The organism is Colwellia sp. BRX10-4, from assembly GCF_014077465.1.
In the GTDB taxonomy this organism is placed as follows: Bacteria; Pseudomonadota; Gammaproteobacteria; order Enterobacterales; family Alteromonadaceae; genus Colwellia_A.
This window is the reverse complement of record NZ_JACGVZ010000014.1, coordinates 1-14,472: the sequence shown is the minus strand read 5'-3', so window position 1 is coordinate 14,472 and position 14,472 is coordinate 1. Positions and strand designations below refer to the sequence as shown.

General features: G+C 37.2%; 10 protein-coding genes. 2 read left to right on the top strand and 8 right to left on the bottom strand.

From position 1 onward, the window contains the following. Positions 1-296: 296 nt before the first annotated feature. Together H4J67_RS12055 and H4J67_RS12050 are read left to right on the top strand one after the other, a co-directional pair. The gene (locus tag H4J67_RS12055) at positions 297-1,286 is read left to right on the top strand and encodes an ATP-grasp domain-containing protein (protein ID WP_182203881.1); all 990 of its coding nucleotides are present in this window, start codon (positions 297-299) and stop codon (positions 1,284-1,286) included. A 117-nt stretch (positions 1,287-1,403) separates the two neighbouring features. Continuing rightward, a complete protein-coding gene (locus H4J67_RS12050) occupies positions 1,404-3,518 on the top strand; it encodes a S9 family peptidase (RefSeq protein WP_182173546.1) in 2,115 nt (704 codons plus the stop codon). Between the two features lie 97 nt (positions 3,519-3,615). On the opposite strand, the gene trxC is transcribed toward H4J67_RS12050, so the two are convergent. From trxC to H4J67_RS12010, 8 genes are all read right to left on the bottom strand, one after another. Then, complete coding sequence (gene trxC / locus H4J67_RS12045; protein WP_182173549.1) at positions 3,616-4,071, bottom strand: thioredoxin TrxC; 456 nt, start codon at positions 4,069-4,071, stop codon at positions 3,616-3,618. 308 nt (positions 4,072-4,379) lie between these two features. Continuing rightward, positions 4,380-6,311: an EAL domain-containing protein gene (locus H4J67_RS12040; protein WP_182203879.1), complete on the bottom strand. Its 1,932-nt coding sequence runs from the start codon at positions 6,309-6,311 to the stop codon at positions 4,380-4,382. Between the two features lie 4 nt (positions 6,312-6,315). Next, a complete protein-coding gene (locus tag H4J67_RS12035; protein ID WP_259368588.1) occupies positions 6,316-6,975 on the bottom strand; it encodes a transglutaminase-like cysteine peptidase in 660 nt (219 codons plus the stop codon). Between the two features lie 63 nt (positions 6,976-7,038). After that, positions 7,039-7,677, bottom strand: a complete 639-nt coding sequence (locus H4J67_RS12030; RefSeq protein ID WP_182173555.1) for an OmpA family protein — start codon at positions 7,675-7,677, stop codon at positions 7,039-7,041. Beyond that, positions 7,670-9,064: a TolC family outer membrane protein gene (locus H4J67_RS12025; protein WP_182173558.1), complete on the bottom strand. Its 1,395-nt coding sequence runs from the start codon at positions 9,062-9,064 to the stop codon at positions 7,670-7,672. The genes H4J67_RS12030 and H4J67_RS12025 overlap by 8 nt, the downstream gene beginning before the upstream one ends. Before the next feature lie 53 nt (positions 9,065-9,117). Beyond that, complete coding sequence (locus H4J67_RS12020; protein ID WP_182173561.1) at positions 9,118-10,491, bottom strand: HlyD family type I secretion periplasmic adaptor subunit; 1,374 nt, start codon at positions 10,489-10,491, stop codon at positions 9,118-9,120. After that, positions 10,488-12,662 carry a type I secretion system permease/ATPase gene (locus tag H4J67_RS12015; protein ID WP_182173564.1) on the bottom strand — a complete coding sequence of 725 codons (2,175 nt, stop codon included), beginning with the start codon at positions 12,660-12,662 and terminating at the stop codon, positions 10,488-10,490. Before H4J67_RS12015 ends, H4J67_RS12020 begins: the two co-directional genes overlap by 4 nt. Positions 12,663-12,772: 110 nt before the next feature. Next, the coding region (locus H4J67_RS12010) for a tandem-95 repeat protein (RefSeq protein ID WP_182203877.1) at positions 12,773-14,472 on the bottom strand (1,700 nt) is incomplete at its 5' end.

Genomic DNA, 14,472 nt, shown 5'->3' with positions numbered 1-14,472 from the left:
TAGACTGTTTGAAATTTTCATCCACCCTATTCTACTGCGCTAAATATTCTTATATATTAATTTATATATATTAATTTATATATATTCACTAGACTCAGCAGATAATTATGTGATTTAGAAATTATCAGAGGTACTGAGTGGCGAATGTATTAATCGTGGGTAGAAGAGGTCGATGTTATCGAGCCGCATTAAAGCTGGGCCATAACGTTTTTCTCTGGAGTGATGGTCCCCTTCACGAAAGTCGATAAGAAAAATTGTCGGGCTGTATTGAAACATCATTTGAAAGCGCAGAAAAAATGCTTTTAAAAGCTGAAATAGCAGCAATTTGTGAATTTAATATTGAATATGTTATCGCAGCCACTGAATCAAGTGTCGATATTGCTGCTATGGTTCGTCAAGAATTCAAACTGACAGGCACGCCACTTAACATTACCCGTATCTTACATAATAAAAACGAGATGAAGCACAAAGCTTTAGAGCACAATATTCCTATTACAAAATTCCATCTCATCAATGACAAAGATACGCCACAAGAATTAGTTGATAAGTTAGGCCTGCCACTTGTTGTTAAACCTTTAGCCGAATCGGGTGCAAGAGGTGTTATGGTGCTACAAAGCTTAGCGGAAGTAGCATTGCATTCAAAGCCCGGGCTACTGGCTGAAGCTTTTGTTGAAGGTAGTGAAATTAGCGTAGAAACGTTTATCCATAATGGTGTGCCTATTTTTCATAATATAACCGACTACCTTCACCGATGGAAAAAATCAATATTACCGGCAAATTTAACCCTCGCATTGCAAGAAAAAATTATCGCGATAAATGATCAAGTCATCAAAGGATTTGGCGTTAAAAATGGTATGACTCATGCTGAATTCTATCTGACTAAAACGGGGCTGGTATTTGGCGAAATGGCCGTTCGCCCACCAGGTGGTTACTATATGGAACTCATTCAATATGCCTATGGTTTCAACCCATGGAAAACCTATGTAGAGTTAGAAACTGGAGCGACTCCAACCCCGTTACCTGTCAAAGCTAATAAATTTGCTTGCGTACTCATGATCCATCCTGGTCCAGGAACTATTGATGAGATTTTCGGTATAGAGCAATGCAAAGCACTCAAAGAAATAGACCAATTTAAACTTAATATTGCAGCTGGAGATGAGGTTTACCCACACGACAGTACCAGCAGCGAGGTGGGTCATGTATTTATGTCAGGTGATTCACAAGAGATATTACTTGAGCAATTAAAGTTTATCGAAGATAACCTGATCATTAAGATAAAAAAATAGCGAGCTCTCATAGTCTCTTTAAAAGCGTTCACTTAATATAAAAAAGCTCGATAGGCTTTTATCGCGCTTTTTCTTAAATTATTCTCATCTCATTTATTATTTAACTAGGAGCACTTAGTGCCAACATCATCATTTATATCAGCGTCATCAGACAATAAAATTATTGCACCAATAGCTAAAAAAATTCCTCACAAGATGGAAAAACACAATCACCAACGCATCGATAATTATTATTGGATGCGTGATGACCTGCGCAGTGATGAAAAAGTTATAGCACACCTTAATGATGAAAATAATTATGCTGATGCCATGTTGGACAAGCAAAAACCTTTACAAGCATTACTTTTTAATGAACTTAAAGACAGGATTGTCAAGGACGATAATACCGTTCCAGCAAAAGATGGAAAATATTGGTATCACAGCGAAATTAATGGCGAGCAAGAGTTTTCCAACTACTACCGAGCAACAAGTTTCGCAGGTGCAAATAAAACACTCTTATTAGATGTTAATGAGCGCGCACAAGATCATGAGTTTTATGATTTAGGCGACTTATCAATAAGTCAAAATGACCAAATCATGTCAATATCTGAAGATACCGACAGCCGTCGTATCTATACCATTAATTTTAAAGATTTAACAAAGAACTCTGATGGGCCAGATGCTTATTTAGCCGATATTCTTGTTGAAACTGAAGGACAAGTTGTTTGGTCGAACGACAATAAAACCCTTTTCTATGTAAAGAAAGATTTAGAGACCTTGCTTGGCACACAAGTATATCGCCATACATTAGGAACACCACAAGCTGATGATGTGCTTGTTTATCAAGAAGACGACCACCGTTTTTATATCAGCTTAGATAAGAGCAGAGATGACTCTCAACTTTATATTTGTTTACATGCCACTGAATCGACACATTACTTAGTACTTAGTGCCGATGAGCCCAATGGGCAGTTTACCGAATTATTACCTTATCAAGAACAACATGAATATCACGCCGATAAAATGGGTGAATTTTTTTATATTGTGACTAACTACCAAGCTAAAAACTTCAGGTTAATGAAAGCGACGGCTGCGCAAATTGATGATATCAATAACTGGCAAGAAATTATTCCCCACAGAGAAAATGTCCTGGTTGAAGGCATTGAATTATTTCACCGTTTCATTGTAATAACCGAAAGAGAAAATGGTCAAATTCGTTTTATCGTGCACACAACTCAGGGAGAAAATGCCGGTCATCACTATCCACTATCTTTTGATGACCCCTGTTATTTTGCTTGTCTTGACGAAAATCCGGAGCCAAACAGTACCATCGCAAGGTTATATTATTCTAGCTTAACAACACCCGATTCTTTATTTGAATTTGACTTAGCAACAGGTGAGCGAAAATTACTGAAACAGCAACAAGTCTTAGGAGACTTTAACCAAGATGATTATCAAGCAGAACGTCTATTTATTAACGCTCGTGATGGTGCAGCAGTACCGGTATCAATTGTTTATCGTCGCAATAGTTTTAAAAAAGATGGTACCAACCCACTTCTTCAATACGGTTATGGTGCTTACGGCTTAACCATAGACCCTGATTTTTCGAGTCAAACGTTAAGTTTACTTGATAGAGGGTTTGTTTATGTTATTGCCCATGTTCGTGGCTCAGAAATGTTAGGCAGGCAGTGGTATGAAACCGGTAAAAAGGCGCTTAAACAAAATACCTTTAATGACTTTATCGATGTTACTAAGGCATTAGTTGCCCAAGGATATGGTGCTAAAGATAAAATATTTGCTTCTGGCGGTAGTGCTGGCGGCTTATTAATGGGTGCGGTGGTCAATCAAGCACCGGAACTATACTTAGGCATTGGCGCTCATGTGCCCTTTTTAGATGTGTTAACAACGATGCTCGATGAAAGCATACCGCTAACCACCAATGAATATGACGAATGGGGTGATCCAAACGAAGCAAAAGCCTACCAAGATATTTTATCTTATTCACCAATGGATAATATCACTGCTCAACACTATCCAAATATACTGGTGACTACCGGATTACATGACTCTCAGGTTCAGTACTTTGAACCAATGAAGTGGGTAGCAAAAATGAGAGAGCTTAAAACAGATGATAATTTATTGTTGTTTAAGACAGATATGGACGCTGGCCATGGCGGAGCATCAGGACGATTTAAAAGTTTAAAAGAAAAAGCTTTAGAAATGAGCTTTTTCATCTCGCTATTAAACGAATAACGTTAACTGATAAAATCGTTTAACTTGTTACTCACAAAGATAATCTTTGTCCCTTGTGAGTAACCGCAGCACCTATAAAGAATGTTCTTTAAGATACTTATAATGTGTCTGTCATTGGCAAATTTTCAGTTAGCCATTGTTTAAACTGTGCTTTGGGTAAGGCTCCGGACATTCGAGCAATTTCTTTACCATGATGAAATATCATTAAAGTAGGAATAGAACGGATACTATGCCCTCCTGCGGTATTTTGATTACTTTCAGTGTCTAACTTCACAAAACAAGCCTGTGTAAACATATCTGCAGCAACCTGTTCAAAAGTGGGTGCAAATTGTTTACAAGGCCCGCACCACGGTGCCCAAAAGTCGACAACAACAGGTAAACCATTGTCGGTAATATAACGGCTAAAGTTTTTATCGCTACCAATAACAGGGTTAATAGAAAGCACAGCTTTACCACACTTACCGCATAGAGGCTGGTCATTGAGCTTGGCCTTAGCTAGACGATTTTTCGTACCGCAACTTGCGCAAACTATTTGAATAGGTGAATCAGTCATAGTAAATCTCACTAAAAAGTATTTTAAAATTCGTTTAATATAAAAAGTAAAATATAAAAATGGTTCTGAACGGGCTTTAATTCAAACAACTAAATTAAGACCGTTAGTTACAGACTAATATAACTAGTTACTTATTGAAATATATCTATTTATAATGAAAAGCCGCATCAATTAAACTTTACCCTTATCTGTTTTTCACATTACCTGATCATCTATTAACCCATGCTTTGATATTTACTTTTTTCACTGTTTCATTAGCTCGAGTTAGGCTAAATCATTAAGGCATTCAAACTTTAACACCCATAGGTTTAACTGGGATTAATATTAACGTCTTCAACCGGACAAATATAACCTTGATAACCCTCTGCTTTTAATGAATTAAAATCTGCTAATTGGGCTTGGTCTTCAATTCCAGTAATAATAACCGAGATATTTAGTCCCTTCGCCACATTGACTAGCGCACGGCAAAGTTCTTTATTTTGATTTAACTTCTCATAATAAGCGAAAGATAAGTCTAATTTAATATAATTTGGTAGAAGTTTTTGTAAATATTCTAAAGAGCCAATTTGGCGACCACACTGGTCAATACCTATCTTTGCACCCGCTGCTCTAACAATTTCTGCTAGCTGATAACATTGATCAAACGAGGTTATGGCTGCTGATTCGGGTATTTCAAAAGAAATACGTTCGGCATAGACGGACTGCTTAAGATATTGCGCTAACCATTGAATAAATTGTGGATCTTTTAAACTATCATGCGTTAAATTAATCGCGATGCCCTCATCTGCAAGGGCCAAAATATTCTGCTGTTCGATTGACTGCAATAAACATCTGTCTAGCTGAGCACCTAACGATAACAACTCTATAAATGGCATAAACTCAGATGCGGTGACAATTTGTTTGTCTATGTATAAACGACAATATATTTCACGCTGAATTACATGTTGAGTCGTCATAGCTAAAATTGGCTGCCATTGAAAACTAAAATGGTTGTTATTAATAGAATCAACCAATTTACTGCGCCATTGTTCACGGCTATATTTTTGTGGTTGATCCGCATCTATCCAATGACTTATTTTATGCTCGCGTTGTGCTTGTTGTAGTGCATTATCAGATTGAGATAATAAATCAGCCGAGTTCATGTTATCAATGCGTTGACTAACACCTAAGGCAAAGCGAGTATTAGGTGTGCAACCTGCTTTTGCTATCTCTTGATTAATGATCCTAATTAATGACTGCAAGTAGACTTTTATGACGCTTTTTTCTGCTTTAGTGATCAAAAATGCAAATTCGGTGTTGGCAATTCGTGCAATAATACATTCGCTGATTTCTGGCAACTCGGCTTGCATTCGTTTTGACACAACCTTAATAATTTCATCTCGGCCTTGATAGCCATACTTACTATGAACATCTTCAAGCCAATCAAACTTAGCTAAAATAAGTCCGCCAAATCCAGGCTCATTTAACCAATTATTGATTTGTGCAGACAAATATTGTCGATTAGGCAATTGAGAAACCTGATCGATAAATTTATCTTCTTTTAATTCATTAACCTCTTCATCCAAGGTCGAAAATATTTGTTTTAACTGTCCTGACATCGAATTAATCGCGCCAACGACATCTTGTAACTCTATAGTTTTCGGTAACTCAAGGTCTTGACCAAACTTACGTTGTGAAATGTTTTTCGCGTGTATAGCTACATTATGTAACGGTTTTAAAATTCGGTTCAATTTGAACCTTAAAACAATAATAGAAAGAATAAAAAGCAAAGATAAAATCATCAAAGTGTCATTCATCACACGCCATAATTCTTGATAACCCAACGCAGGATGACCTTCAATTTCAATTGTTGCTAGTTGCAACCAACCTGAGGTAATTAAACTTTCTTTTTTTTGTATGGCAAATAAATCTAGATTTATAAACCATTGTGGAACCCCTTCAATAACAATTGGATTTTCCCAAATTTGTTCTTTGCCATCAACTAGCCATTTAAGGGTCACCTTGCGATAGAAGCCGCCTTCAAAAATGACATTAACCAAGGTTTCTGCTGTGGCTACATCTCCGGTTTCAAGATGAGGCCTCAGCATTAAACCTAACGAAGTTATAGTGTTGTTTAAATCAGAATCCATCTGCTGATTCATAAAGTCGCGGGTTTGTGTAAATTGAAAATAAACTAAACTGGTCATAACTAGTAAAAAAAGTGCGAACAGTAATGAGTTTATTTCTCTAAATAGGGTCATGGTCTTAAAACTCCATTTTAATTTTGGGTTGTTTAAGTTTTGAAGTAGTTATACGCTGTCTTAAGTCTCGCCAAAGTTTAAGCTTTGATGATTTTCCACTAAGAATTCCTTGCCCCTTTACTTTGTTCAACCATAATTGACTGGCATTAAAACTATATATAGGGATCAGATCGTTGCGCTGATTTGCGGGTTTTATAACACCGTCTAGATTATCTAAAATTAATGGTACGGCACTAGGCGTTTCGTAGTAAGCGAGTACCATATGGTATTGATTAAGTTTGACAGCTTTTACCATAGTGATCCTCATTTTTTCATCCGCAATACCCATCTCTAATAAGGTAAAATATTTAGCAATTGAATAGTCTTCGCAATCGCCACCATTAACACCGATAAATTCGATAGGTGTCGCCCAATAATTGCTAACCCCCCAAAGTTTACTATCATCAATAAACCTAAACATATTAAAGAATTGATTAACTTCTTGTAATGTTTCTAAGGGTGAATGTTGAACTTTTGGTTGCATTAATTTAAACCAGGCTTTGCCTCTTTTACCTGCTCTTTCTCCATAACTTTTTTCTAATGATGATACAATTTCTTTTTCATTGAGGGGCTGTGTAGATTGAGCAAATATAGCCGCTAAACATATTATGGTGATGAGAAGCATTTGGATGGGCTTGATAACCATCCATTTAAAAAAAGAACTTCTTCTAATGCTACTCATTAATAATTAATTAGCTTGATTCACTGTATAAATGGTCCATTTGAGATCATCAACTTTTTCTACATGAGATATCTCGGCCATTATACGACGATTTTCAGCATGCGCTTGTTCAGTATCGGCTAAGTTTTCTAAGCGTTCAAAGCCATAACCGATTGAAGAGATACGCTCTTCATTAATTTTAAAATCATTGATTAGTACCAAAGCAACCGCTTTAGCGCGATTATTTGACAGCACTTGATTTAATTTTGCCACGCCAACTTTACTGCTATGCCCTTCAATCACTACATTGATTTGCGGATACATTTTAAGAAGTTCTGCTAACCTACTGATGTCTTCGTTTGCTTGGTCTGACAGTTGATAAGAATTGTTAACAAACTTAACATCAATTTTAAAAGGCATTATTTTAGACGTTCGAGTGCCACAACCATAATTGTCAATCGCAGCACCAATGGAAGTCCCGTCACATTGCTCACGCGCTTTTACTACACCATCACTGTCATAATCAGTTAAATCATGAAACTGCTGTACCGAGTCTTCTAATGTAACTACAGGAGTATCAGCACATGCACTAATAAATAATACTGCAAAAGCGACCACTAAATATTTTGCAGTAACTTCTATTGGCTTAATTGATAACTTATTCATCGTAAGCTCCTTGTTCGTATTCGTGTTCACCTTTCCATTTTGATGATCTTGTTACTCTCAATGAATCAAGTAGCAGGCCTGTTGCATTTAACAAACGATACTGAGCGCTTAATTCATTAAAGTCTGCATCAAGGTAATCCTTACGAGCTTGAAATAATTCATTTTCGGTATCAAGCAGATCGAGAAGATTTCGCTGCCCAATATCGAACTGCTGTTTGTAGGCTGCCTGCGTATCTTTAGATGTAATAACATGTTGCTTTAGATATTTTTTTTGTAAAGATAACATTTCAAAAGCATTCCACGACAGACCAAAGCTTTCAGTAACTTGACGGTGAGCGTTATAATTAATTTCCTGCGCTTCTGAAATTTTATAGGCGGCACTTCGTTCGGTAGCTATGTCTTTTCCACCCGAGTAAAAGTTGTAGCGCAAGCGCAGCATTGCTGTTGCATCGTTTCGATGACCACCTACGTCAGCGCCAAATCGATTAATACCACTTTCACCACCAATATCATTATCAGAATTCACGCCGAGTTCTAAAGATAAGGTTGGGTAATATCTAGCGTTTATTGAGTTTTTAAATGAACGAGCCGCATTAATATCTTGCTGAGCAGCTTTAATTACCGGATGACGCTTTATTGCTAGAGTTAAACCCGTTGCTTTATTTTTAGGTAACATATCGGCATCAGGTACTGGTAGCACAAGATTACTCGGTTGTGTATTCGTTAAACGAATAAATTGTGACCTAGCGTCAAGGTTATTATTACGCGCCGAAATCATGTTAGCTTGCGCGCGAGCTAGCCGCCCTGTAACTTGAGACAAGTCGGCGATATTACCCAGTCCTGAATCAGTACGTTCTTTTATTTGATCATAAATGACTTGGTGTGAGGCAATGTTTATTGCTGATAATTTAACAAGCTCATCTGTTTTTATAAAATTTAAATAGGCTTTAGCCACTTGTAACGCAAGATCTTCTGCATTGGCAATTAATGTCCATTGCTCAGCGCTCGCTTCGAATTTAGTTCTATCTATTTCATTACTCGTGTACATGCCATCAAAAAGAATTTGTTTAATACTAACACCAAATTCACCTCGGGCTAATTCAGTTTCACCGTTATCGCCGATGGTAGCATTTCGTCTGTTTCCGGGAGTATCAGTATATTCATAACCATAACCAGCAGTTAAATCAATAGTTGGAAAATAGCCTGCTGAGGCACGATTAACATCTTCTTCTTTAGATTTAAATCGTGCAAATGTCTGACGAATATCAGGGTGTGTATCAAGTGCAGTCGCAACGGTTGCCTCTAAACTTTGGGCATAGCTATTAGCGGAATATAATCCCGATAAGCCTAAACACCAAACCATAGTTATTTTATTTAATTTAAACATAATGTTATTTATAAATACTCCATATTTTTATTATTAATTACTATTAGACAAGCCTACCGTTCTCTTAGTGCAGCCTCATTCGCCCGTAATATGGGGTTTAAAATATATTCTAAAATTGTTCGTTTACCCGTAATAACATCAACATCTGTTAGCATACCTGGAATAATTGGCATTTCTTTGCCATTTTTATTCTTAATGCTTGAAGCATCAGTGCGCACTCTAATAAGATAAAAACTGTTTCCCTCTTCATCCTGTGTTGTATCAGCACTTATGTGCTCTACTTTACCCGTTAACCCGCCATATCTTGTAAAGTCATAGGCGGTTATCTTAACAACAGCTGGCAACCCAGGATAAATAAACGCAATATCTCTAGGCTTAATTTTTGCTTCAACCATCAATTTATCTTCGGTGGGCACAATTTCAGCAATGGTTTCACCCGGCTTAACTACTCCACCTAAGGTATTAATGTGTATGGTTTTAATAGTACCAATAACCGGCGATAAAATTAATGCTTTCGTTACTTTATCTTGAGCACCAACCTGTGATTCATTAATTCGAGATAGTTTATTCTCTAATTCATTAAGCTCTGATCTCGCTTCTGTTCTATAAGCAAGTGCTGTTTCTCTACGATTTAAAATTGACTCTTGTATGGCAGACTTTAATTTTGGTGCTAACAAACGAACCGCACTTAATTCACCTTTAAGCTCATTCACGCTACGTTCTAACTTATAGAGTTCGATTTTTGAAACAATGTTTTTTTCTGCAAGCGGTCGTGTTAAGTCGAGTTCTTTACTGGCTATCTCATAACTTATTTTTAAGGTATTAATTTTCGAAACTAATTCAGCAACTTCTTGTTCCCTTTGTTGTATCTGCTGGGCTTGAATTGCTAATTGATTGATTAAATTATCTATTCTTCCAGAATACTCTTCTTGTTGTCTTTCAACCATAAACTTAGCGTTTTGTTGCAAATCGTCTGGGTAAACGGGTACTTTTATATTTATTTCTATTTGTCGTTGCCAACTTTCGCTAACACCAATCAATATACTGGAAAGCTCAGCTCTAAGGCGAATGACATTCGCTCTAAGGCTACTCACTTCCTGTTTTTGTTCTGCAAAGTCAGATCTAAAGCGAGTATCATCAATACTTGCAATCGGTTGCCCTTTAATTACTTGCATACCTTCTTGAACAAAGAGTTTTTGTAATACACCACCATCTAAACTTTGTATAATTTGTACTTGAGTTGATGGTATGACCTTGCCCATTCCTGAAGTAACTTGTTGAAGTTCAGAAAAATATGACCAAATAAGAAAACAAAAAAGTAATCCGGCCATTGCCCATATAGTTAACCGATGTAAACTTGGCACTTCCGTTAGCATTGCACCATATACATCGTCAGCCATTTCTAGGTCTTGTTGGCTAACCTTCATAAGTTCGTCTCTTGATTTAAATTTTCGCCTTTGAGTTGCGCTAATACTTTATCTTTTGGACCGTCAATAATCAATTTACCTTTATCTAAAACAAGAATGCGGTCAACCAATTTTAATAAATCCATTTTATGGGTAATTAATAACATAGTGCGATCTTTTGCCGTTGCATTGATTGCTTCAATAAACTTTTTTTCAGCACGAGCATCAAGACTCGCGGTTGGCTCATCTAACAGTAATATTTGAGGTGAATTTAATATCGCTCTGGCTAAAACAATTGACTGTCTCTGGCCACGTGATAATGCATTACCACTTTCCCCCACTTGTTGGTCAAGGCCTTGACTATTATGATCGGTAAAAGCACTGACACCAGACAGTTGAACCGCTCTAATAAGTTGATATTCAGTAACTTGACGAGTACCGAAGAGGATGTTATCGCGGATGGTACCATGAAATAAGACAATATCTTGTGGTAAATAGCCAATGTTTTTTCGCAAATCGCTAGGGTGAATTTGCCGGTGATTTAAACCATCAAATTGAATGCTACCCTTGCTTGGCTGATAAAGACCTAATAGTAATTTAGCCAGCGTTGTTTTACCCGAACCATTATGACCAACAATGGCAATTCTTTCTCCTTGATTAATTTTTACTGACATTGGCTGCAAAGAGTCGCTTTCTGCATTAGGGTACTTAAAACTGATATTTTCAGCATTTATGTTGCCACTGAGTTTTGTCCGACTTACCAAATGAGCTTTGTCTTCAAATTCGCCTTCTTGCTCCATTAAAGTATCGAGTTGTTTCAGAGCACTTAAGGTTTGATTAGAGCGCGTCATTAGGCCAGCAAGCTTAGCAATAGGAGATATAGCACGACCGGTTAACATAACAGCCGCTATAATTCCCCCCATAGAGATTAAATTTTCGGATACTCGATAGACACCTAACACTACAACGGCGACTACTGATATTTGTACAATAAAACTCGCAAAATTTAAGACCGAATTAGTGATCATTTTAGATTTAAGTAACCAAGTCGAGGTATGACCAACCATTTGCTGCCAAGCTCTTTGCACAACACCTTCGGCGCCATTAGCTTTAATAGATTCTAACGCGCTTAAACACTCGATCAGATGTCCATGGCGCAAACCCGAAAACTTATTACTTTCTTCTATCGCTTTACGCAGTTTAGATTGATTTAACAAGGTGTAGCCAATGATAAGTATTGAGGCAATAATTGGAAACATCACTAAGTCTCCTGCAACAAGCCAAATACAAAACATAAAAAGCACAGCAAAAGGTAAGTCAACTAAGGCACTTATTGTCGCAGAAGACAAAAACTCTCTAACACTGTCAAATTCACTCAGCTGCTTTGCCATTCCACCGACACTTGGGGAGCGTTTTTCAAGCGGTATACCAATTACTTTAGCAAATAGTTTTGAAGAAACTTCAATGTCAATTTTCTTGCCCGCAACATCAATTAGATAACCACGAAGTTGTTTTAAAATAAAATCAAAGATATAAGCGACACCGGCACCAATGGCTAGTACCCAAAGTGATTCGAAAGCGAGATTAGGTATCACTTTGTCATAAATATTCATCACAAAAAGTGGTGATACCAGAGCAAAAACATTGATCATTACTGATGCAATAATCACATCTCGATATATCGATGAAGTATTCTTAATTTTCTGCCATAACCAATGTTCTTTTGAACTATTAAGATGAACATCAAAATTTCTATCACCGCGATATTGCTGCTTTATTAAAAATAAATAGCCAACAAAACTCGATTCTAATCCCTCTATTGTTAACTGTTCTTCACCGCCAGTTTCAGGTAAAGAAACTGTTGCTATATTTTTTTCAATATCGAGTTCTTGTAATACTAAGGCTTTTTTATCTTTTAGCATCAAAATACAAGGTAACAACATTGAGGGTAATTCATTCAAGCCTTTACGCACTAATTTTGCACTTAACCCTGCGCGAGATGCTGCTTGAGGTAACAGCTCTGGTGTAAGATTAGCACCAGTAAGTGGTAAACCAGCCGCGAGCGCTTCAGGAGAACACGGGTTACCATAATGCTCTGTTATAAGAACTAAACTGTCTAACAGAGGGTCTGAACTTAACTTTTGTGAAGCGTTAATTGTCCATTGAGTTGACTGTTGCACTGTTGATTGCACCTAGTATGTTATCCCTTAAAAAAGCCAATAAGCTAATGATGTTGGAAAGAACATCTCATCATTAGCTCATTGTACTTGTTATGTTTTGCTACTTAATTTACTCGACTTAATCATATCTGGTCTGAAGTGTCGAGTTCAATGGGCAATGGCACAATTTCTGATGACGCATCACTGTTCAATGTTACACCTTTATTTAAGAAATTATTGGTGATTATTGTTTCAGTATTTGAAAGCGCGTCGACCTGATCAATATTTTCTAAGGTCAAGTTTTCTTCTGCATAGATAACTGTAACTTCACTTTCTTGATCTGTATTTAAGTTACTTTCTGATAACTCATTAAAAATGAAGCTTTCATTGATATTATCAAGATTACTTTCCACTAGTAGATCATTTAGTTCAAATATTATTGCTGGGCTTAAACTTTCATCATTTAAGTTCAGCTTAGTATTTGGTTCGCTATAAGCTAAGTCGATAAGTTCACCTTCAGACAAAGAAGTACTCATTGGGCTAATATTTTGATTATCGTGAGTTAAGTTAATGGTTAAAGTAGCTTCATCAGTTTCAGGGTTCACTTCATCGCCATCTTGGATCGTGTAAGTAAATTGTAATGACGATGGAATGGAATTAACATCAATTCCTGCAGCCAATTGAAATGTATATCGCCCGTTATTACTAATAACCAGTACACCAAAATCAGTTACTATGGTATGCGAGGTATGACTAATATCAAATACATAAACTTGGCCATCATACTCAACTTGAGTCAATATAATTACACCATCTTCTGAACTGTCAATTCTATCGCCTGAGCTACCACGAGTAATAATACTACCTCGAACTCCCCTACTAATACTTAAGCCATTATCATCTTTATATGTAATGTAATTATTGTCATCGACAGCAACTGGAGCAGAGTCATTAACAGTAATAATTACATTGGCTGTATCGCTATCAATACCATCAGTTAAAGTGTATTCAAAACTTGGTGGAGTAGCACCTAAAATATAGCCATCACTATTTTGATAAGTAAAGTCGCCACTAGCATTAATACTTAAAATACCCCCTTCGACATTAATAATAGCAAAGCCATCTGTTCCAAAGCTTAGTTCGACGCCATTAATATGAGTTATCACTAATGTTGAACCGTCGCCACCATCAGTATCGATAACACCATCACCATCGTGATGAAGTATAATATTGCCTGAAACGCTTTCCCCTTCATCAATATTAAAGCCATCATCTTCTGCAAACGGTGGATTGTTCAATGGTGTTACTGCGATTATCACATTACCAGTGTCAACATCCGTACCATCACTTAAAGTATAATTAAAGCTTGGTGGTGCACCTACCAGATCGTTTCCATTGTGGGTGTAAGTGAAACTGCCATCAGCCTTGATTAAGATAAAACCATCTTTGATATCTACACGGGCTTCACCCGTTAATGGATCAAAGACTAAATCAACGCCATTGACTTGAGTCACGCTCAGACTAGCACCATCGCCACCATCGTTATCCATCACGCCATCGCCGTCATCATGGCTGATCACATTGCCACTGACGATTTCGCCTTCGTTAACACTAAAATTATCATCAGCCGCAACTGGTGGATCGTTCACCGGCGTAACCGCAATCGTTAAGGTCGACACATCGGTATCACCTGCACCATCAGTTACGATGTAGCTGACTACAGGCACAGCACCATTGAAATTATCATTTGGTGTGAAGGTATAGCTACCGTCTGCATTTAAGATGAGTTCACCTTCAGCAAGGGTAACCGTATCACCTGCATTATACGTATTCCCACCAACCA